Origin of the sequence: Pseudomonas aylmerensis (assembly GCF_001702265.1) — a bacterium.
GTDB classification, from domain to species: domain Bacteria; phylum Pseudomonadota; class Gammaproteobacteria; order Pseudomonadales; family Pseudomonadaceae; genus Aquipseudomonas; species Aquipseudomonas aylmerensis.
In genome coordinates this window covers 130,778-150,634 of sequence record NZ_MAUE01000008.1, presented here as the reverse complement: position 1 = coordinate 150,634, position 19,857 = coordinate 130,778, and the positions used below count along the sequence as shown (strand labels likewise).

The window sequence follows — 19,857 nt, the reverse complement described above, 5'->3', positions numbered from 1 at the left end:
GTTATTGAGGTGCTGCCTCTGATGGGCAATCGTTTTTTTATTGCCTGTGCCGGCCTCTTCGCAGGCAAGCCAGCTCCCACATTTGAATGTGTTCACACTTCAGGAGATGTGGGAGCCGGGCTTGCCCGCGATCGGCCGAAGGCCGCTTTCAGCGTTTCACAGCAGTGGGCCTGGAACGCTCGGCCCGCTTGCTCAGTTGCTCGAACACCGCCGGATACGCCGGCCGCTCGACGTAGCGCCCGGCACCGCGCTCGGCGCGCAGGTCGCCATCGGCCCAGACCAGCTTGCCCTGGCTGATGGTGTGGCTCGGCACACCGCGCACGGTCTTGCCTTCGAAGATGTTGAAGTCGACCTGCTGGTGATGGGTCTTTGCCGAAATGGTCCGGGTGCCCTCGGGGTCCCACAGCACCAGGTCAGCATCGGCGCCTACACGGATCGCGCCTTTGCGCGGGTAGAGGTTGAAGATCTTCGCGGTGTTGGTAGAGGTCAGCGCGACGAAATCCTGCATCGACAGGCGCCCGGTGTTGACCCCTTCGTCCCACAGTAGCGCCATGCGGTCTTCGATACCGGCGGTGCCGTTGGGGATCTTGCTGAAGTCGTCACGGCCAGCCGCTTTCTGCTCGGCGCAGAAGCAGCAGTGGTCGGTGGCGGTGGTGTGCAGGTTGCCCGACTGCAGGCCGCGCCACAGGGCTTCCTGATGCCCGCGCGGGCGGAAGGGCGGGCTCATCACGTAGCCGGCCGCGGTCTGCCAGTCGGGATGCTGGTAGACGCTGTCGTCCAGCAGCAGGTGGCCGGCGAGCACTTCGCCGTACACCGCCTGGCCCTTGCCACGGGCGTAGGTGATTTCATCCAGCGCTTCCTGGGTGGACACATGCACCAGGTACAGCGGCGTGCCGATGGTCTCGGCGATGCGGATGGCGCGGCTCGCTGCCTCGCCTTCCACCTGGGACGGCCGCGACAGCGGATGCGCTTCCGGGCCGGTGATGCCCTGGGCCATCAGCTTGCGCTGCAAGTGGTACACCAGCTCGCCGTTTTCCGCATGCACGGTGGGCACCGCGCCGAGTTCCAGGCAGCGTTCGAAGCTGGCGACCAGGGTGTCATCGGCCGCCATGATCGCGTTCTTGTAGGCCATGAAGTGCTTGAAGCTGTTGATGCCGTGGTGGCTGACCAACTCGGCCATTTCCTCGCGCACCTGCTCGCTCCACCAGGTGATCGCCACGTGAAAGCCGTAGTCGGCGGCCGACTTTTCTGCCCAGCCGCGCCACTGGTGAAAGGCTTCCAGCAAGGACTGCTGCGGGTTGGGAATCACAAAGTCGATGATCGACGTGGTGCCCCCCGCCAGACCCGCCGCCGTGCCACTGAAAAAGTCTTCACTGGCCACGGTGCCCATGAAGGGCAGTTGCATATGGGTGTGGGGATCGATGCCGCCGGGCATCAAGTATTGGCCGCTGCCATCGAGTATCTCGGTGCCGGCGGGAATATCCAGATCAGTGCCGATAGCGCGGATTAGACCGCCTGCGCATAACACGTCGGCTCTATAACTTTCATCATGGGTAATTACGGTGGCGCCACGGATCAACAGCGACATGTCGAGTTCCTCACAGGCTTGACCGGCTTGTGCCAGTTCTAAGTGTTGTAATGCTGCTTGCCGATGGTCGGTTAATTCCTGTCATCGGTGACAGGAATAGAAACTAGCTCGAGTTTTTCGATTGAGCAAGAAGATTTTTCTTAAGCTTATAACTTAAATAAGTAACTGATTTGTAAGGATAAAATATCAAATTCACCAAAATGTAGCGGCGTCTCACCATTTTGACGCACTTGACAGGTTCGTAAATTGAGCAACATTTCTTATTGCAAATCAGACGCTTGAGATATGCCGCTTGACGGCGGTGGGAAATAAAAATAATTGTGGTGCACCAGATTGAGTCCTGATCGTTCGGGCAACTTCCACGTTATTTAGCCTGAGTAACGCGGCAAGTACCGAAGGCGCAATCGGAAAGCTGATTAACATCAGCACGTTATATAAGCGGTGTGGGTTCGGTTACGGTTGTCGGCACGCTTATTGAGTGCAGTGGCGGCTGGCCGGACCCCTGATGTCATGTTGTTCACGAGGTACTCCGGCCGCCTGCATTGAAGTGCAGGCGAGCAACAATAATTCGAAAAAACCGTGGAGCGGCCATGCAACAGAACAGATCGCAAGTCATTGAACGCAACGGCCTGTACGAACTCGACGCCGGCCCCGACGTCCTCGACAGCCCCCGCTACAACCACGACATGGCACCGACCAAGGTGCATGAGCGCACCTGGAACAAGTGGCACATCACCGCGTTGTGGGTGGGCATGTCGATCTGCGTGCCGACCTACACCCTGGGCGGCGTGCTCACCGCGTATTTCGGCTTGTCGGTGGGCGAGGCGCTGATGGCGATCCTGCTGGCCAATATCGTGGTGCTGGTCCCGCTGACCCTCAATGCGTTCCCTGGTACCAAGTACGGTATTCCGTTCCCGGTGCTGCTGCGGTCGTCCTTCGGCATCCTCGGCTCCAATGTGCCGTGTTTGATTCGCGCGCTGGTGGCCTGCGGTTGGTTCGGTATCCAGACGATGTTTGGCGGGCTGGCAATCCACCTGTTTCTCGGCTCGATTTTCGAGGGTTGGAAGTCCCTCGGCGGCACCGGTGAAGTGATCGGCTTCATGATCTTCTGGACCCTCAACCTGTGGGTGGTGCTGCGCGGCGCCGAGTCGATCAAGCGCCTGGAAACCCTGTCGGCGCCGTTGCTGGTGGCGGTGGGGATCGGCCTGCTGGTGTGGGCGATGCCGAACGTGTCGATCAGCGAGCTGATGGCGATTCCACCCAAGCGGCCTGAAGGGGCGAGCCTCACCGGTTACTTCATGGCCGGCCTCACCGCGATGGTGGGTTTCTGGGCCACGTTGTCGTTGAATATTCCCGACTTCAGCCGCTACGCCAAGAGCCAGAAGGACCAGATCCTCGGGCAGATTTTCGGCCTGCCGCTGACCATGTTCCTGTTCGCCGCCCTCGGCGTGATCATGACCGCCGCCTCGGTGAAACTGGTGGGCGTCAGCGTGTCCGACCCGGTGACCCTGATCGGCCATATCCAGAGCCCGGTGTGGGTGGCCATCGCCATGGCGTTGATCATTATCGCCACGCTATCCACCAACACGGCGGCGAACATCGTCTCGCCCACCAACGACTTCCAGAACATCGCCCCCAAGCTGATCAACCGCACCACGGCGGTGATCCTCACCGGGCTGGTTGGGCTGGCACTGATGGGCCATGAACTGCTGAAAAAGCTCGGCCTGATTGTCTCCGACGTCAGCCTGGAAACCGTGTATTCCAACTGGCTGCTGGGCTACTCGAGCCTGCTGGGCCCCATCGCCGGGATCATGGTGGTGGACTACTTCATCACCCGGCGGCAGCAGCTGGACCTGGCCGGCCTGTACCGCGACGACGTGTACCCGGCGTGGAACTGGAGTGGCTTTATCGCCTTCGGCGTGCCGGTGGTTCTGACCTTGCTGTCGCTGGGCAGCGATGCATTCAGCTGGTTCTACAGCTACGGCTGGTTCACCGGCTCGGCGTTGGGCGGTCTGCTGTATTACGGCCTGAATGCCAAGCGTGGCATCAGCCCGGTTACCGCCAAATCCCCGCTGTAGAGACGTTGAAATGCAATCCAAATGTGGCAGCGGGCGTGCTCGCGAATGCGGTCTTGCAGACGATATCTGCGGCGACTGTCACGGCCTCTTCGCGAGAGGCCCGCTTCCACATGTTTGACCCCATTCCATGGTTGGAATCGAGTCTATTCATAACAAATACAGCCTGAGGAGATCCCCATGAACGCTGCCCTCGACGTTCTGCAATCGACCCATCAGCACATCAACCGCGATCGCTTGTGGCAGTCGCTGATGGACCTGGCCAAGCTCGGCGCCACCCCCAAGGGCGGCGTGTGCCGCCTGGCCCTCACCGACCTTGACCGCAAGGCCCGCGACCTGTTCGTGCAGTGGTGCGAAGAAGCCGGCTGCACGGTAACCATCGACGGCATCGGCAATATCTTCGCCCGCCGCCCCGGGCGCAATCCCAACCTGCCACCGGTGATGACCGGCAGCCATATCGATACCCAACCCACCGGCGGCAAGTTCGATGGTTGCTTCGGCGTGCTGGCGGGTGTGGAAGTGCTGCGTACCCTCAATGATCTCAAGGTGGAAACCGAGGCGCCGCTGGAAGTGGTGGTGTGGACCAACGAGGAAGGCTCGCGCTTCCCGCCGTGCATGATGGGCTCCGGGGTGTTCGCCGAGAAATTCAGCCTGGCGGACACCCTGGCCAAGGTCGACGTGGACGGTGTCAGCGTTGGCGATGCGCTGAACGCGATTGGCTATGCCGGCACGCGGGAGGTCAGCGGCCACAAGGTCGGGGCGTATTTCGAAGCGCACATCGAACAAGGGCCGATTCTCGAGGATGAGAAAAAGACCATCGGCGTGGTGCTCGGCGCCCTCGGGCAAAAGTGGTTTGACCTGAAACTGCGCGGTGTCGAAGCGCATGCGGGGCCAACGCCGATGCACCTGCGCAAGGATGCCCTGGTCGGCGCGGCGGCAGTGGTGGCGGCGGTGAATGCGGCGGCGCTGGGGCATCAGCCGCATGCCTGCGGGACCGTCGGTTGCCTGCAGGCCTATCCGGGCTCACGCAATGTCATCCCCGGCGAAGTGCGCATGACCCTGGACTTTCGTCACCTGGAACCGGCGCGCCTGGATTCGATGATTGCCCAGGTGCGTAAAGTGATCGATGAGACCTGTGCCAAGCACGGCCTGAGTTTCGAGATGGAACCCACCGCCGACTTCCCACCGCTGTACTTCGACAAGGGCTGCGTGGACGCTGTGCGCGACGCCGCGAATGGCCTGGGCCTGTCGAACATGGACATCGTCAGCGGGGCAGGGCACGACGCAATCTTCGTCGCCGAACTCGGCCCGGCGGGGATGATCTTCGTACCGTGCGAAGGCGGGATCAGCCACAACGAAATCGAGAACGCCGCGCCGGATGACCTGGCGGCGGGCTGTGCGGTGTTGTTGCGGGCGATGGTGGCGGCCTCGGCGGCGATTGCCAGCGGCAAACTCGCTGCCTGAAAGGCCCTCTTTATAAAGTCGGCTGTTGTGGTGAGCAGGCTTGCCCTGCGTTGGGCTGCGAAGCAGCCCCAGTAAAGACGCTGAGGTTCTTGCTGAAAGAACTCATGTCTGGATTGGGGGCCGCTTCGCAGCCCAACGCAGGGCAAGCCTGCTCACCACAGGGGAGCGCTCAGGCCCCGCCTGACGCGTCACCAGCCCCACGCTCACCTGCAACAGCGGAGCAGGGCACGACACAATCTTCGTCTCCGAACTCGAAGTCGGCTGTTGTGGTGAGCAGGCTTGCCCTGCGTTGGGCTGCGAAGCAGCCCCAGTAAAGACGCTGAGGTTCTTGCTGAAAGAACTCATGTCCGGATTGGGGGCCGCTTCGCAGCCCAACGCAGGGCAAGCCTGCTCACCACAGGCAATGCAGGGCAAGCCTGCTCACCACAGGCAACACAGGGCAGTTCTGCTCACCACAGGGAAGCGATCACGGCTCAGGCGCCGGGTTGCCAGCCACCGCCTAACGCGGTCACCAATCCCACGCTCGCCTGCAACTGCCGCGTCTGCACCGCTTGCAATGTCCGCTGTGCCTGCAACGCCGCCGTCTGCGCGGTCACCACATCCAGGTAGCTCACCGCCCCCGCCTGATAGCTGTTCATTGCCAGGGCCTGGGTATGCTGCGCCGCATCTGCCGCCGCTTGCTCATCCTGTGCTTCCTGCTGCAAATCCCGCAGTTGCGCGAGGTTGTCCTCCACCTCGCGCACGGCTTTCAATACATGGCTGCGGTACTGCGCCGAGGCCTCTTCAAACTCGGCCTTGGCCTGGCGTTCATTGGCGCTCAGGCGTCCGCCATCAAAGATCGGCAGATTCACCAGCGGCCCCAGCGCCCAATACCTATTGCCAGCGGACAGCAGGTTGCCAACCCCTTGCGTCTGGCCGCCGATCAGCCCGGTCAAACTGAAATCCGGGTACCACGCTGCCTTGGCCACGCCGATATTCGCGTTGGCGGCGAACACCCGGCGTTCTGCCGCCGCGATGTCCGGACGCCGTTGCAGCAGGTGGCTCGGCAGCTGCGACGGGATCCCCGGCAGGGCAATCAACTGCTGGCTGGGCGGCAACGTGAAGTTGCTGGCCGCCACCCCCACCAACTCCCCGATGGCATGCTCGGTGAGGTTGCGTTGCCCGCGCACTTCATCCAGCTGCGCCTTGGCTTCAGCCAGTTGATTCTGCGCGCGGGTCAGGTCGAGCTCGGAGGCGATCTGCCCCTCATAACGACTGCGCGTCAGTTGCAGGGCCTGGCTGAAATCCTCCAGCGAGCTGTTGAGAATCCGGCTCTGTGCATCCAGCCCATTGAGCTGCACATACAGGCTCGCGAGTTGATGTTGCAGGCTCAGCCGCGCCACCGCGAGGTCATCGCCGGAGGCTTGCGCCTGGGCATCACCAGCCGCGACCTGGTTGCGGATCTTGCCCCATAGGTCGAGGTCGTAGCTCAGGGAAAATCCTGCCGTGTTGCTGTTGTACACCGAAGGCTGCGTGTCGCCGCGCAGTGGTCGCGAGTCGGATTGACGCTGGCGCAACGGCTGCGCACTCGCGGTGATCTGCGGCAACAGCCCCGCATGCAGTTGGCTGGCATACGCCTGGGACGCATCGAAGTGCGCCAGCGCTGCCGCCAGGTCCGGGTTGGCCTTGAGCAGTTGCTGTTGCAGGCCATCCAGGCGTGCATCGTTGTAGAGTTTCCACCATTCGGGAGCCAATTGATCGGACGGTTGCGCGCTGTGCCACGGGCCCTCGCTGGTCTGTTCGCGGTAGCCGGCCGGCAGGTCCACCGTGGGCACTGTGTAGGTGGGCGCCATCGAGCAACCTTGCAACGCCAGCAGCATCAGGGCCGCGAGGGGCTTAAGCCTTGGGCGCATGCGCACCTCCGGAGGCATCGGCGAGTTGCACCGGGTCGCCTTCGCGCAGGGCGTCGGGCGGGTTGTCGACGATGCGGTCGGCGGGTTTCAGGCCTTGATCGATCACCAGCCGTTCGCCGAGGTCGAGGCCGATGTGGATGTCCTGCAAGTGCACGTGGTTCTGTGCGTCCAGCACCGCCACCTGGGTGCCTTGGGCGCGGAAGATCAGCGCGCTGGCCGGGATGCTCACACCATGGGTATCCGCTGGAATCGGCAAGGTGGCTTCGGCGTAGTCACCGGGCAGCAATTCGCCGTTGGGGTTGTCGGCGACGAACTGCGCGAGCAGCGTGCCGGAGCGACGGTCGATGGCGGTGGAGTCACCGATCAGGCGCGCCTTGAAGTGCTCGCCAGGGTGCTCGGGCACCGTCAGTTCGGCTTCGAGTCCGGGGTGGATGACCGCCGCGTAGTTCTGCGGCACCGGCACGTAGAGGCGCAATTGGTGGGTGTCGGCGATGTTGAACAGCTCCGGATCGCTGTCGGTATCGGCCTTGATCAATTGGCCGATATCGGTATTGCGGGCGGTGATGGTGCCGGCAAACGGCGCGCGGATGGTCTTGTAGCTTTCCAGGGCCGACAGCCGAGCGAAATCGGCCGCAGCCGCCTCGGCGTTGGCTTTGGCCGCCGCGGCGTTGGAGGATTTTTCATCGGCCTCCTGGCGCGACACCGAGTGGCTCGCCAACAGGTTTTGCCAGCGCGTGGCGGTGGTTTCTGCCAGGCGTGCGTTGGCTTGTTCCTGGATCAGGCGGGCGTGGGTCTGGGCCAATTGCTGGTCGAGGTCGGGGCTGTCGATTTCGGCGAGGACTTGCCCGGCCTTGACCTGGCTGCCGATGTCGACTTTCCAGTCCTTCAAATAACCGCTGACCCGGGCATGGATCGGCGCCTTGCTCCAGGCGTCGAGGTGGGCGGGCAGGCGCAGGGTGTCACCGGCCGCGTTCTGCTGCGGCTGGAACACCATCACTTGCGGGATGGCGGCGGTTTCGGTCCACGCGGTCACCGATTGTTCGTGCATCGTGCGGGCATGCAGGCCGTTGGCGACCAACAGGGCGGCCAGTGTCAGGCCGCCGACACCCATGAGCATCAGACGCTTGCGCGAGGGTTTGTGATCAGACGACATGTGGGGTTTCTCCAGCAGCTGCGCGAGTAGGGTGACGACCGTGGACCAGGCTGAAGACCACGGGAACAAACAACAAAGTGGCAATGGTGGCGAAGATCAAGCCACCGATCACGGCCCGGCCGAGCGGGGCGTTCTGCTCCTCGGAAATGGCCAGCGGCAACATGCCGATGATCATCGCCAGGGCGGTCATGCACACCGGCCTGAAGCGCGTGTAGCCGGCCTCCATGGCCGCCTTCAGGGCGTCGCCATGTTCGGCCAGGCGTTCGCGGCAGAAACTCACCACCAGGATCGAGTTGGCGGTGGCCACGCCCATGCACAGGATGGCGCCGGTGAGGGCCGGCACCGACAGCGAGGTGCCACTGAGGAACAGCATCCATACGATCCCTGCCAGCGCCGCCGGCAACGCGGTGATGATCACGAACGGGTCGGCCCAGGACTGGAAGTTGACCACGATCAGCAGGTAGATCAGCACCACCGCGCCGAGCAGGCCGAAGCTCAGGCCGCTGAAGGCTTCATGCAGCGCGTCGATCTGCCCATGCAGGCTGATCACTGCACCCTTGGGGCGCATGGACGCGGTGTCATCCAGCACTTTCTGCACGTCGCGGGCGACGCCGCCGAGGTCGCGGCCCTGGACGTTGGCGTACAAATCCAGGGTCGGTTCGATGTTGTAGTGAGTCACCACTGCCGGGCTTTGCACGCGCGATATGCTCGCCACGCCGCCGAGGATCTGCGACTGCCCATCGGCACCGGTCACCGGCAAGGCTTCCAGCGACGGCAGGCTGTCGAGACGGTACTGCGGGGTCGCGGCGACGATCGAATACGACACGCCATTGGCCGGGTTCAGCCAGAAGGTCGGCGCGGTCTGCGAGCTGCCGGCGAGGGAGGCGACCATGCTGTTGGTGACGTCGCGCTCGGTGATGCCCAGGCCATTGGCCCGCATGCGATCAACATTCACCTGCAGCGACGGGTAACCGGTGGACTGCTGGATGCGCAGGTCAGCGATGCCCGGTACGTGTTGCAGGCGACGCTCAAGCTCCACGGCGTAGGCGCGGTTTTCTTCATCGCTGCGACCGGAGATCTTCACGTCCAGCGGCGCCGGCGCACCGAAGTTGAGAATCTGGCTGCTGATATCCGCCGGCAGGAAAGCGAAGTGGCTGCCGGGGAAACTTTGCGGCAAGGCTTCGCGCAGTTTCTTCACGAAGTCGGCGGTCGGCGCGTGATCCTTTTTCAAGGTGACCTGGATATCACCATCCTGCGGGCCGATGGTGCCGCTGCTGCTGTAGGCCATGTCGATGCCGCTCAGCGGGATGCCGATGTTGTCGACGATGGTGTCCAGTTGCTCAGCGGGGATTACTTCACGAATCCGCGCTTCAATCCGGTCGAAGGCCGCCGCGCTTTCTTCGATGCGCGTGCCCAGTGGCAAGCGCACATGCAGCGCCAGGGCGCCGGCGTCGGTGGCCGGGAAGAAGTCCTGGCCCAGGCTTGGCAGCAACAGGAACGAGGCGAGCACACAGGCCAGGAAGCCGACGATAAAGCGCTTGCGATTGCCCAGCGCCAACAACAGCAGGCCGTGGTAGGTGTCGCGGATATTCGAGAAGTGACGCTCGAATCCCTGCTGGAAATTCAACACCGCTTGCAGCGCGCGATTGCGTGGCTTGCGGTGCTGCTCACCTTCGTGGTGGTTGATGAATTGGTCTTCCGGATGATGCCCTGCGCCTTGCTCCGGCACGTGCGGCTTGAGCAGGAACATCGCCAGGGTCGGCACCAGGGTACGCGAGAGGATGAACGAACTGGCCATGGCGAAGATCACCGCCAGCGCCATTGGCCGGAACAGGTAGCCGGCGATGCCTTGCAGCAGGAACATCGGCACGAACACGATGCAGATGCACAGCAGCGAGACAAACGCCGGGCCGACGATCTGCGCAGCGCCGTCGAGAATCGCGGTCTTCACCGCCTTGCCTTGCTCCAGGTGCCAGTTGATGTTTTCGATGGTCACCGTGGCATCGTCCACCAGGATCCCCACGGCCAACGCCAGCCCGCCGAGGGTCATCACGTTGAGGGTCTGCCCGCTGACTGCCAGCAGCGCGATGGCCGACAGCACCGCCAGCGGAATCGACGCGGCGATGATCAGCGTCGAACGCCAGCTGCCGAGAAACAGCAGGATCATCGCACTGGTCAGCAGCGCGGCGATGATGCCTTCCTGGGCCACGCTGCCTACCGATTGCTTGACGAATACCGAGGCGTCACCGAGCAGCGAAGTCTTCAGCGACGGCGGCAGGGTTTCGTTGATGCGCGGCAGCATCTGGCGGATGCCGTCGATGATCGACAGCGTCGAGATGCTGCCGTTTTTCAACGCCGGCATCAGCACCGCACGGTGGCCGTCGACGCGCACGACGTTGGTCTGCGGCGGCGAACCGTCACGCACGTGGGCCACTTGGCCGATGGTAATCAGCGCGCCGTCGACAGTCTTGATCGGCAGGTCGTTGAGCTCGTCGATCGCCTTGGGACTGTTGTTGAGCAGGATCGTGTATTCGTTGGGACCGAGCTTGGCGGTGCCCACCGGGATGATCTGGTTCTGCAGCGCCAGGGCATTGCCCACGTCCTGTGCCGACAAGCCTTTGGCAGCCAGCGCCTGGGGGTCGAGGTCGAGGGTGATCTGGCGTTGCTTGCCGCCCATTGGCGTGGGCATGGCGAGGCCGGGCAGGGCGCTCAAGGGCAGGCGGATGTTGTTCTGCACCAGGTCGCGGATCTTGGCTTCCGAGAGGCTGGGGCTGGAGAACGCCATTTGCAGGATCGGCACCGTGGAGGCGCTGTAGTTGAGGATCAGCGGCGGCGTGATGCCCGGTGGCATCTGCTTCAGCACGGTTTGTGAAACCGCCGTCACTTGCGCGTTGGCCGTGCGGATGTCGACGCCCGGTTGGAAGAAAATCTTGACGATGCCCATGCCGGGCAGCGATTGCGATTCGATGTGTTCGATGTCGTTGACGGTGGTGCTCAGGGAGCGTTCGTAGGTGTAGATCACCCGGCCCGCCATGGCGTCCGGTGACAGGCCGTTGTACTGCCACACCACGGCGACCACGGGGATGCCGATATCGGGGAAAACATCAGTGGGGGTACGCAGGGCCGCCATCGGCCCGATGATGCAGATGAATATGGCCAACACGATAAACGTGTACGGCTTTTGCAGTGCGGTCTTTACCAGCCCGAGCATGCGTGAACCTCCAGAGGAGCAGGATTGCAAACCCCGGCAGTCTTGCCCGACCCACCTAACACGCACCTTTCAGCCAGGTGAAGGAACATTTAGTTAAGGGCTGAAGATCGTTTCATATGTATTCATTTGTTCTACAAAGGATGGCTGCCCAAGCTTGTAGCCCATCGGAGGCGACACCTTTCGCCGCGTATTTTTACTGATGTCCTTTGGAGCCCTGCCATGTCACTTAAACCGCTGTTATTGATTCCTGCCCTTGGTGCCGTACTGTTGTTGTCGGCGTGTGCCGGCCCGATCCCCAAGGCTGACCCGAGCGAAGCGTGGATTGGTTTGAAGGAGGAAGCGCCGAACGACCTGATGGCCGAGCGTGTGGACGGCAAGCGTGTGGATGACGGACGCTTCTTCGAGGTGACCCCGGGGGATCATCGGCTGGATGTGACGTTATTCGAGGAGGAGCCAGGCGACGACAATCAGCAGGATTGCCAGGGGCGTGTCGAATATAAAAACTTCAAGGCGGGGGAGCATTACACCCTGGTCGAGTCGAGCCTGGGCACTACCGTGCGCGCCTCGCTCAAGGATGGTCACGGCAAGGAAGTTGCCGCCACTCAGGACTTCAATTGCATGCCTGGCTAGGCGTGGCGTACCGCGGCCTTGTGAGGCTTGGCGGGCGCCGCGGGCTTGACGTGGGGGTGATGGTGCCGACGGGTGATGCGCAACACCCCCCACAACATGGCGCCGGCTACCGCCAGCCAACCGCAGATCAACAGGAAAATCGTCGTTGCAAGGCTCATTCGGGCCTCCTTTCGCCCCTCAGGGGGCACACACAGTCTTCTCAATGGACAGTCTAGCTATCTGGCGGTTGCCTGCTATTGACCAATGGTCGTGTCCAACCAACTTCTTTGCTCTATCACTGACCCTTTACTGCGCCTGTGGGCTATACCCGTGTGGCAGAGCGTCCTATGATCAGGGCCTTCAACGGCCATTGATCAAGAGAGTAAAAAATTGCGGTTACGCTCGAACGTTAAAACCTCTTTGTTGCTGGCTGTTGCCATAGGGCTTGCGGCCTGTTCCAGCCACCCATCGAAATTGCCGGGCCTGCCCGAGCGTGTCGAACTCAATGGCGTGCCGACATTTCGCAGCGAGGCTTATCAGAGCGGTCCTACGGCTTTAGCCAGCATGCTGTCGCAACAAGGCATTGTCATGACACCGGGCTTGCTGGATAAGCCGCTGCACTTGCCGGGCGGTGAAGCCGACCTTGAACGCAACATGCAGGTACTGGCGCGTGAGTACGGGCTGATGGTGTACCCGTTGGATGCCAAGCTGACGGCGGTGCTGGCGCAGGTGGCGGCGGGTTACCCGGTGATGGCGCGCATTGGCGGCGGGCTGTGGTCTGACGCGCACTACGTGGTCGTGGTCGGGTTCAACCAGCAGAAGAGCACGATACTGCTGCGCTCAGGCATGGACCGGCGGCTGTTGATGAGCTTCAGCGATTTTGAATCGAAGTGGAGCAGCGCCGGGCAGTGGGCAATCCTCACCCAGCGCCCAAGCCAGTTACCGGCGAATGTCGACGCTCAGCGCTGGCGAGATGCTGCCAACGCCACGGCCCAGGCCGGGCAGGAGCAGGCCGCGGCGCAGGCGCTCAAGGTGTTGGCGGAAAAAAAGTAACCACAGACATTCAGTGAGAACCGGCTTGCGTGGGAGTCGGGCGTGCCCGCGATGCGGGCACTGAGGGGGAGCAGTGACACTGCGGTGATGCTATCGCAGGCAAGCCAGCTCCCACACAAGCCAGCCCACACAAGCCAGCGCTCACATCAAGGTGCGGTCAACGACTGGCTTCTGCCGCGTTCGGACGGTTCTTGAGGTTTTTGTCCGCCTTGTAGCGCAGTGCCACGTCCGGCACCGAGCCGCTCTTGCCGGTCTCGACCCAATTGCGGATACGGCTGGCATCGGCGAAGTGGGTGAATTTGCCGAAGGCATCCAGGATCACCAGCGATACCGGGCGGTTACCCATGCTGGTCACCAGCACCAGGCAGTGGCCGGCCTGGTTGGTGAAGCCGGTCTTGGTCAGCTTGATGTCCCAGTTGGCGCGGTTGATCAAGTGGTCGGTGTTGGAGAAACCGAGGGTGTAGTTGGGCTTGCGGAACGCTACGGTCTTTTCCTTGGTGGTGCTCAGCTGGCTGAGCATCGGGAATTTGCGCGCATACGCCAACAGCTTGCTGAGGTCGCGGGCGGTCGACACGTTATGAATCGACAGGCCCGTCGGCTCGACGTAGTGGGTGCTGGTCATGCCCAGGGCCTTGGCCTTGGCGTTCATGGCGGCAATAAAGGCCGCGTAGCCGCCCGGATAGTGATGCGCCAGGCTCGCGGCCGCGCGGTTTTCAGAGGACATCAGGGCAATCAGCAGCATCTCCTTGCGCGGCATCTGGCTGCCGATCTTCACGCGCGAGAAGACACCTTTCATCTCCGGAGTGTCGGTGATGTTGATGTCGATGTATTCATCCATGTTCTGCTTGGCTTCAAGCACGATCAGGCCGGTCATCAGCTTGCTCACCGAGGCGATGGGCACCACCACGTCGGGGTTGCTGGAATAGATGACCTTGTTGGTCTGCAGATCCACCAGCATGGCGCTGCCGGAAGCAATTTGCAGTTTGGACGTATCACGCGGGGCCTGGGTGGTTTCGGCGGCGTGCGCGAAGGTGCCTGTGAACGCAAACAATAGGCTGACGATAGAAAGACGAATTTTCACGCGGATGAACTCGCTAAAAAAGTAAGGAAATACCGTTCTGGAACGGGTTATATGACAAATGCCGTTACATTTTAGGAGTATGGACGAGAGACTGTCGAATGTTCTTCTAAAACCAGACGAAAGTACTTAAAAACAAAGAAAAAACAGGTTTTATTGCGGGCAATAAAAAGCCCTGCGATAAGGCAGGGCTTTTTCAGCACGGCTGGTTATTAGTCGTGCAGCGACTCTGCCGCGTACAGGGTGTTTTCCAGCAGGCAGGCTCGGGTCATCGGGCCAACGCCGCCGGGGACCGGCGTAATCCAGCCGGCGCGGGGCAGGGCGGTCTCGTAGACTACGTCGCCGACCAGCTTGCCGTCTTCCTGGCGGTTGATGCCGACGTCGATGACGATCGCGCCTTCCTTGATCCACTCGCCCTTGACCAGGCCCGGCTTGCCGGCAGCGACCACGACCAGGTCCGCGCGGCCGACGTGGCCGGCAAGGTCCTTGGTGAAGCGGTGGGTGACGGTGACGGTGCAGCCGGCCAGCAGCAGCTCCATCGCCATTGGGCGGCCAACGATGTTGGAGGCGCCGACGATGACGGCGTCGAGACCATAGAGGTCGACACCGGTGCTTTCCAGCAGTGTCATGATGCCTTTGGGTGTGCACGGGCGCAGCAACGGGATGCGCTGGGCCAGGCGGCCGACGTTATACGGGTGGAAACCGTCGACGTCCTTGTCCGGGCGAATGCGCTCGAGCAATTTGGAGGCGTCCAGATGCTCAGGCAGCGGCAGTTGCAGCAGGATGCCGTCGATGCTCGGGTCATCGTTGAGACCGTCGATCAGGTCGGTAAGCGCCTGCTGGGAGGTGTCGGCAGGCAGGTCGTAGGCCTTGGAGATAAAGCCGACCTCTTCACAGTCTTTACGCTTGTGCGAGACATAAACCTGAGAGGCAGGATCGCTGCCGACCAGGATCACCGCGAGGCCAGGCGTGCGCAGGCCTTGCTGGCTACGCTCGGTGACTCGTTTGGCGATCTGCTGGCGCAGGCTGGCGGCGATTGATTTGCCGTCGATAAGTTGTGCAGTCATTACGCGTGATTAACCATCGAGAGGGGGAAGAAAAGTGCGCGCATTCTCGCATGCCAAGCCGTGAGGGCAAAGGCGCTTGGTCTGCAAATTGGCCTAACCCCTTAAATAAAATGAATTTTTTTCAAAAAAGATTTGACGGGTTTAAGGACCCTCTATACTATTCGTCGCACTTGTCGGGCACAGCCTAGCACTGGTTAAGAAGGTCGAGCAGGATTGTTGTTCTGCAAGGCTGGAAGCACTTAGTTTGTAGTCCTTATAGAGTACAGATTAATCAGGCGCCCGTAGCTCAGCTGGATAGAGCATCCGCCTTCTAAGCGGATGGTCGCAGGTTCGAGTCCTGCCGGGTGCGCCATTAGGCAGCTTTGGCACAAGTAGCGCTATATGGTGGGCGTAGCTCAGTTGGTAGAGCACGGGATTGTGACTCCCGTTGTCGAGGGTTCGATCCCCTTCGTCCACCCCATATTTTGAAAGGCGCCAGATTAATCATCTGGCGCCTTTGCTTTAAGAGCTTCAAGCGCGGATGTGGTGGAATTGGTAGACACACTGGATTTAGGTTCCAGCGCCGCGAGGCGTAAGAGTTCGAGTCTCTTCATCCGCACCAATAAAAGCTTTGTCCCTCCGTCAGGTGGGTAAGGCTCGACAAAGAAGTGGTTTGGTTTCTTTGTTAACGCAATATGGTGGGCGTAGCTCAGTTGGTAGAGCACGGGATTGTGACTCCCGTTGTCGAGGGTTCGATCCCCTTCGTCCACCCCATATTCGAAAGGCGCCAGATTTAACAGTCTGGCGCCTTTTTTGGTTTTAGCGGTTCGAATATTCGGCGGCTGCAGGTAGTGGGTCGCAAGGGCAGGCGTTTCGTCGTATTTATGTGTCTCGATGATGCCGCGCTGCCTGCTGGCCCTGTTTGAGGGTTGGCCGTCAGGGAGATGGATGACGACTTCTTCTATATATAGAAGAGGCGGCGCAGAGCCCTGGCGTGATGGGCTGTATTTGTCACCGGGGCGAGGTGCATCAGTGCCTTCGTACCGATAAATTGCCGGCTGTTTTCGGGCGTATTCTCAGTAGGGTGACTTCTTGAGTTTGACCCACTAGAATGCATGCCCTTGATTGGGGTCGGAAATGGCCGGCTAACGTCTGTGCAACGAGGAATATCCATGCAAGTTTCTGTTGAAAATACTACTGCTCTCGAGCGCCGCCTGAGCATCACCGTGCCGGCAGAGCGTATCGAGACTGCGGTCAACAAGCGTCTGCAGCAGACTGCCCAAAAGGCCAAGATCGCTGGTTTCCGTCCAGGCAAAGTGCCAATGAGCGAAATCAAACGCCGTTTTGGTGCTGATGCGCGTCAGGAAGCGGTAGGCGACGTGATCCAGGCTTCCTTCTATGAAGCGGTTGTCGAGCAAAAGCTGAACCCGGCTGGCTCGCCTTCGATCGAGCCGAAGTCCCTGGAAGCGGGCAAGGACCTGGAATACGTTGCCGTATTCGAAGTGTTCCCAGAGTTTGAAGTGGCAGGTTTCGAAGGTATCGCTATCGAGCGCCTGAGCGCTGAAGTAGCTGATTCCGACCTGGACAACATGCTGGAAATCCTGCGCAAGCAGAACACCCGTTTCGAAGTGGTCGACCGTGCTGCCCAGAACGAAGACCAGTTGAACATCGATTTCGTTGGCAAGGTTGACGGCGAAGTGTTCGCTGGCGGCTCCGCCAAGGGTACTCAGCTGGTGCTGGGTTCCAACCGCATGATCCCTGGCTTCGAAGACGGCCTGGTTGGCGCGAAGGCGGGCGAAGAGCGCGTTCTGAACCTGACTTTCCCGGCTGACTACCAGAACCTGGACCTGGCTGGCAAAGCCGCCGAGTTCACCGTGACCGTCAACAGCGTTTCCGAGCCTAAGCTGCCAGAACTGAACGAAGAATTCTTCGCTCAATTCGGTATCAAGGAAACCGGCATCGAAGGCTTCCGCACCGAAGTTCGCAAGAACATGGAGCGCGAACTGCGCCAGGCCATCAAGTCCAAGGTCAAGAACCAGGTCATGGACGGTCTGCTGGCCGCCAACCCGATCGAAGTGCCTAAGGCCCTGCTGTCCAACGAAGTGGACCGCCTGCGCGTGCAAGCTGTGCAGCAGTTCGGTGGCAACATCAAGCCTGACCAACTGCCGGCCGAGCTGTTCGAAGAACAAGCCAAGCGCCGCGTCGTGCTGGGCCTGATCGTGGCTGAAGTGGTCAAGCAGTTCGACCTCAAGCCTGACGAAGATCGCGTTCGTGAAATGATCCAGGAAATGGCTTCGGCCTACCAGGAGCCTGAGCAGGTCGTGGCTTGGTACTACAAGAACGACCAGCAGCTGAACGAAGTACGTTCGGTTGTGCTGGAAGAACAAGTTGTGGATACTGTTCTGCAGAAGGCTAAGGTGACCGACAAAGCGGTCTCTTACGAAGAAGCAGTCAAACCGGCGGAAGCAGCACAAGCCGACTGATTGTCCAACTCGTTGGAAATTCAACCATAAGCCAGCCTCGCGCTGGCTTATGCGTTTTCAAGACATGACTATTTGGGAGTAACTGCAGAGCATGTTCCGTAATTCCTATATTCAGCAGAACTCTGATATCCAGGCCGCAGGCGGCCTGGTCCCGATGGTTGTCGAGCAGTCCGCTCGTGGCGAACGCGCCTACGACATCTACTCGCGCCTGCTCAAGGAGCGAGTGATCTTTCTGGTGGGCCCGGTAGAGGACTACATGGCCAACCTGATCTGTGCGCAACTGCTGTTCCTTGAAGCGGAAAATCCGGACAAGGACATCCATCTCTACATCAACTCACCTGGCGGTTCGGTGACGGCGGGCATGTCGATCTACGACACCATGCAGTTCATCAAGCCGAATGTATCGACCACTTGCATCGGCCAGGCCTGCAGCATGGGTGCGTTCCTGCTCACCGCAGGCGCCCACGGCAAGCGTTTCTGCCTGCCGAACTCGCGCGTGATGATTCACCAGCCACTGGGCGGTTTCCAGGGCCAGGCGTCGGACATCGAAATCCACGCCAAGGAAATCCTCTTCATCCGCGAGCGTCTCAACACGCTGATGGCCAAGCACAGCGGGCGCACCCTGGAAGAAATCGAGCGCGACACCAACCGCGACAACTTCATGAGCGCCGAAGTCGCGCGTGATTACGGGTTGATCGACGCAGTGATCGAAAAGCGCCCCGCTTAATATAAGCCGCTCAAAATAGGGCTGGTCGGCATGTCCGATCATCGGCGGGCTTGAAAAAGCCCGCATAAGCCTTCATCTTGTGTTGCAAGCCTATCGGATTTGGATCGAACGAATGACTGACACCCGCAACGGCGAGGACAACGGCAAGCTGCTCTATTGCTCCTTCTGTGGCAAAAGCCAGCATGAAGTACGCAAATTGATTGCCGGCCCCTCGGTCTTTATCTGCGACGAGTGCGTCGACCTGTGCAATGACATCATCCGTGAGGAGGTGCAGGAAGCACAGGCCGAAAGCAGCGCGCATAAATTGCCTTCGCCTAAAGAAATCAGCGGCATCCTTGACCAGTATGTCATCGGTCAAGAGCGTGCAAAGAAGGTTTTGGCCGTAGCGGTGTACAACCACTACAAGCGCTTGAACCAGCGTGACAAGAAAGGCGACGAAGTCGAACTCGGCAAGAGCAACATCTTGCTGATCGGTCCTACAGGCTCGGGTAAGACCCTGCTTGCAGAAACCCTCGCTCGCCTGCTGAACGTTCCGTTCACCATCGCCGACGCAACCACCCTCACCGAGGCTGGCTACGTGGGTGAGGACGTCGAGAACATCATTCAGAAACTGCTGCAGAAATGTGACTACGACGTAGAGAAAGCCCAGATGGGTATCGTCTACATCGACGAAATCGACAAGATCTCGCGCAAGTCCGACAACCCGTCGATCACCCGGGATGTTTCCGGTGAAGGCGTGCAGCAGGCCCTGTTGAAACTGATTGAAGGCACGGTCGCTTCCGTACCGCCACAAGGTGGCCGCAAGCACCCGCAGCAGGAATTCCTCCAGGTTGATACGCGCAACATCCTGTTCATCTGTGGCGGTGCGTTCTCGGGTCTGGAGAAGGTTATCCAGCAGCGTTCCACCCGTGGCGGTATCGGTTTCAGTGCAGAAGTGCGCAGCAAGGAAGAAGGCAAGAAAGTGGGCGAGTCCCTGCGTGAAGTCGAGCCTGACGATTTGGTCAAGTTCGGTCTGATCCCGGAATTCGTCGGCCGTCTGCCAGTCCTGGCCACGTTGGACGAGCTGGATGAGGCTGCTCTGATTCAGATCCTCACCGAGCCGAAGAACGCCCTGACCAAGCAATACGCGAAGCTGTTCGAAATGGAAGGTGTAGACCTCGAGTTCCGTACCGACGCGCTCAAATCGGTGGCCAAGCGGGCACTGGAGCGCAAGACCGGTGCACGTGGCCTGCGCTCGATTCTCGAAGGCGTGTTGCTCGACACCATGTACGAAATCCCCTCGCAGTCCGAGGTGAGTAAAGTGGTGATCGATGAAAGCGTTATAGAAGGCAAGTCCAAGCCACTGTATATCTACGAAAACAGTGAGCCGGCTGCCAAGGCTGCGCCAGACGCGTAAGCGTTTCGCAGTTTCGGTACAAACAAGGGGCCTTTAGGGGCCCCTTTGTTTTTCATGAAGATTTTTTACTGCGTGTAACTGC

The 19,857-nt window shown here is 60.6% G+C and carries 14 protein-coding genes and 4 tRNA genes; 11 read left to right on the top strand and 7 right to left on the bottom strand.

The window, feature by feature from the left end; translation table 11 throughout:
• Positions 1-148: 148 nt before the first annotated feature.
• Positions 149-1,588 (bottom strand): dihydropyrimidinase, encoded by a 1,440-nt coding sequence (hydA, locus tag BBG20_RS05975; protein WP_065901197.1) that lies wholly within the window; start codon positions 1,586-1,588, stop codon positions 149-151.
• Between the two features lie 590 nt (positions 1,589-2,178).
• Between hydA and BBG20_RS05970 the strand changes: the two genes are divergently transcribed.
• Positions 2,179-3,666: an NCS1 family nucleobase:cation symporter-1 gene (locus tag BBG20_RS05970; protein ID WP_065901195.1), complete on the top strand. Its 1,488-nt coding sequence runs from the start codon at positions 2,179-2,181 to the stop codon at positions 3,664-3,666.
• A gap of 177 nt (positions 3,667-3,843) precedes the next feature.
• Entirely contained in the window at positions 3,844-5,127 is a 1,284-nt protein-coding gene (locus BBG20_RS05965) for a Zn-dependent hydrolase (RefSeq protein WP_065901191.1), read from the top strand.
• A gap of 473 nt (positions 5,128-5,600) precedes the next feature.
• Here the strand turns inward: BBG20_RS05965 and BBG20_RS05960 are convergent, their stop codons facing one another.
• From BBG20_RS05960 to BBG20_RS05950, 3 genes are read right to left on the bottom strand one after another with little or no spacing between them, the layout of a single operon-like run.
• Positions 5,601-7,019, bottom strand: a complete 1,419-nt coding sequence (locus tag BBG20_RS05960; protein WP_065901189.1) for an efflux transporter outer membrane subunit — start codon at positions 7,017-7,019, stop codon at positions 5,601-5,603.
• The gene (locus BBG20_RS05955; RefSeq protein WP_065901186.1) at positions 7,003-8,172 is read right to left on the bottom strand and encodes an efflux RND transporter periplasmic adaptor subunit; all 1,170 of its coding nucleotides are present in this window, start codon (positions 8,170-8,172) and stop codon (positions 7,003-7,005) included. Before BBG20_RS05955 ends, BBG20_RS05960 begins: the two co-directional genes overlap by 17 nt.
• Positions 8,162-11,383: an efflux RND transporter permease subunit gene (locus BBG20_RS05950; RefSeq protein ID WP_065901183.1), complete on the bottom strand. Its 3,222-nt coding sequence runs from the start codon at positions 11,381-11,383 to the stop codon at positions 8,162-8,164. Before BBG20_RS05950 ends, BBG20_RS05955 begins: the two co-directional genes overlap by 11 nt.
• 219 nt (positions 11,384-11,602) lie before the next feature.
• Here BBG20_RS05950 and BBG20_RS05945 point away from each other — a divergent pair, with 219 nt between their 5' ends.
• The gene (locus tag BBG20_RS05945; protein WP_065901180.1) at positions 11,603-12,013 is read left to right on the top strand and encodes a PA0061/PA0062 family lipoprotein; all 411 of its coding nucleotides are present in this window, start codon (positions 11,603-11,605) and stop codon (positions 12,011-12,013) included.
• On the opposite strand, the gene BBG20_RS32895 is transcribed toward BBG20_RS05945, so the two are convergent.
• Positions 12,010-12,171: a hypothetical protein gene (locus BBG20_RS32895; protein WP_162946106.1), complete on the bottom strand. Its 162-nt coding sequence runs from the start codon at positions 12,169-12,171 to the stop codon at positions 12,010-12,012. The genes BBG20_RS05945 and BBG20_RS32895 overlap by 4 nt on opposite strands.
• Before the next feature lie 211 nt (positions 12,172-12,382).
• On the opposite strand from BBG20_RS32895, the gene BBG20_RS05940 reads away from it, so the two are divergent.
• Complete coding sequence (locus BBG20_RS05940; RefSeq protein ID WP_065901177.1) at positions 12,383-13,045, top strand: C39 family peptidase; 663 nt, start codon at positions 12,383-12,385, stop codon at positions 13,043-13,045.
• A gap of 157 nt (positions 13,046-13,202) precedes the next feature.
• Here the strand turns inward: BBG20_RS05940 and pbpG are convergent, their stop codons facing one another.
• Both pbpG and folD read right to left on the bottom strand, forming a co-directional pair.
• Positions 13,203-14,126 carry a D-alanyl-D-alanine endopeptidase gene (pbpG, locus tag BBG20_RS05935; protein ID WP_065901174.1) on the bottom strand — a complete coding sequence of 308 codons (924 nt, stop codon included), beginning with the start codon at positions 14,124-14,126 and terminating at the stop codon, positions 13,203-13,205.
• Positions 14,127-14,335: 209 nt separating this feature from the next.
• Positions 14,336-15,190 (bottom strand): bifunctional methylenetetrahydrofolate dehydrogenase/methenyltetrahydrofolate cyclohydrolase FolD, encoded by an 855-nt coding sequence (gene folD, locus BBG20_RS05930; protein ID WP_065901171.1) that lies wholly within the window; start codon positions 15,188-15,190, stop codon positions 14,336-14,338.
• Positions 15,191-15,465: 275 nt separating this feature from the next.
• On the opposite strand from folD, the gene BBG20_RS05925 reads away from it, so the two are divergent.
• The 7 genes from BBG20_RS05925 (at position 15,466) to clpX (ending at position 19,775) form a co-directional block, all read left to right on the top strand.
• Positions 15,466-15,542 (top strand) — tRNA-Arg (locus BBG20_RS05925).
• Positions 15,543-15,574: 32 nt separating this feature from the next.
• Positions 15,575-15,650: transfer RNA gene (locus BBG20_RS05920), tRNA-His, on the top strand.
• A 56-nt stretch (positions 15,651-15,706) separates the two neighbouring features.
• A tRNA-Leu gene (locus BBG20_RS05915) sits at positions 15,707-15,791 on the top strand.
• A gap of 76 nt (positions 15,792-15,867) precedes the next feature.
• Positions 15,868-15,943 (top strand) — tRNA-His (locus tag BBG20_RS05910).
• A gap of 398 nt (positions 15,944-16,341) precedes the next feature.
• Positions 16,342-17,652: a trigger factor gene (tig, locus tag BBG20_RS05905; protein WP_065901169.1), complete on the top strand. Its 1,311-nt coding sequence runs from the start codon at positions 16,342-16,344 to the stop codon at positions 17,650-17,652.
• A gap of 91 nt (positions 17,653-17,743) precedes the next feature.
• The gene (clpP, locus tag BBG20_RS05900; RefSeq protein ID WP_065901167.1) at positions 17,744-18,379 is read left to right on the top strand and encodes an ATP-dependent Clp endopeptidase proteolytic subunit ClpP; all 636 of its coding nucleotides are present in this window, start codon (positions 17,744-17,746) and stop codon (positions 18,377-18,379) included.
• A 112-nt stretch (positions 18,380-18,491) separates the two neighbouring features.
• Positions 18,492-19,775, top strand: coding sequence for an ATP-dependent Clp protease ATP-binding subunit ClpX (gene clpX / locus BBG20_RS05895; protein WP_010209414.1), 1,284 nt, complete (start codon positions 18,492-18,494; stop codon positions 19,773-19,775).
• The last annotated feature ends 82 nt before the right edge of the window (positions 19,776-19,857 follow it).

Coding starts and splice junctions, on each gene's coding strand:
- hydA (WP_065901197.1), bottom strand. CDS start 1,588: ATGTCGCTGTTGATCCGTGGCGCCACCGTAATTACCCATGATGAAAGT.
- BBG20_RS05970 (WP_065901195.1), top strand. CDS start 2,179: ATGCAACAGAACAGATCGCAAGTCATTGAACGCAACGGCCTGTACGAA.
- BBG20_RS05965 (WP_065901191.1), top strand. CDS start 3,844: ATGAACGCTGCCCTCGACGTTCTGCAATCGACCCATCAGCACATCAAC.
- BBG20_RS05960 (WP_065901189.1), bottom strand. CDS start 7,019: ATGCGCCCAAGGCTTAAGCCCCTCGCGGCCCTGATGCTGCTGGCGTTG.
- BBG20_RS05955 (WP_065901186.1), bottom strand. CDS start 8,172: ATGTCGTCTGATCACAAACCCTCGCGCAAGCGTCTGATGCTCATGGGT.
- BBG20_RS05950 (WP_065901183.1), bottom strand. CDS start 11,383: ATGCTCGGGCTGGTAAAGACCGCACTGCAAAAGCCGTACACGTTTATC.
- BBG20_RS05945 (WP_065901180.1), top strand. CDS start 11,603: ATGTCACTTAAACCGCTGTTATTGATTCCTGCCCTTGGTGCCGTACTG.
- BBG20_RS32895 (WP_162946106.1), bottom strand. CDS start 12,171: ATGAGCCTTGCAACGACGATTTTCCTGTTGATCTGCGGTTGGCTGGCG.
- folD (WP_065901171.1), bottom strand. CDS start 15,190: ATGACTGCACAACTTATCGACGGCAAATCAATCGCCGCCAGCCTGCGC.
- tig (WP_065901169.1), top strand. CDS start 16,342: ATGCAAGTTTCTGTTGAAAATACTACTGCTCTCGAGCGCCGCCTGAGC.
- clpP (WP_065901167.1), top strand. CDS start 17,744: ATGTTCCGTAATTCCTATATTCAGCAGAACTCTGATATCCAGGCCGCA.
- clpX (WP_010209414.1), top strand. CDS start 18,492: ATGACTGACACCCGCAACGGCGAGGACAACGGCAAGCTGCTCTATTGC.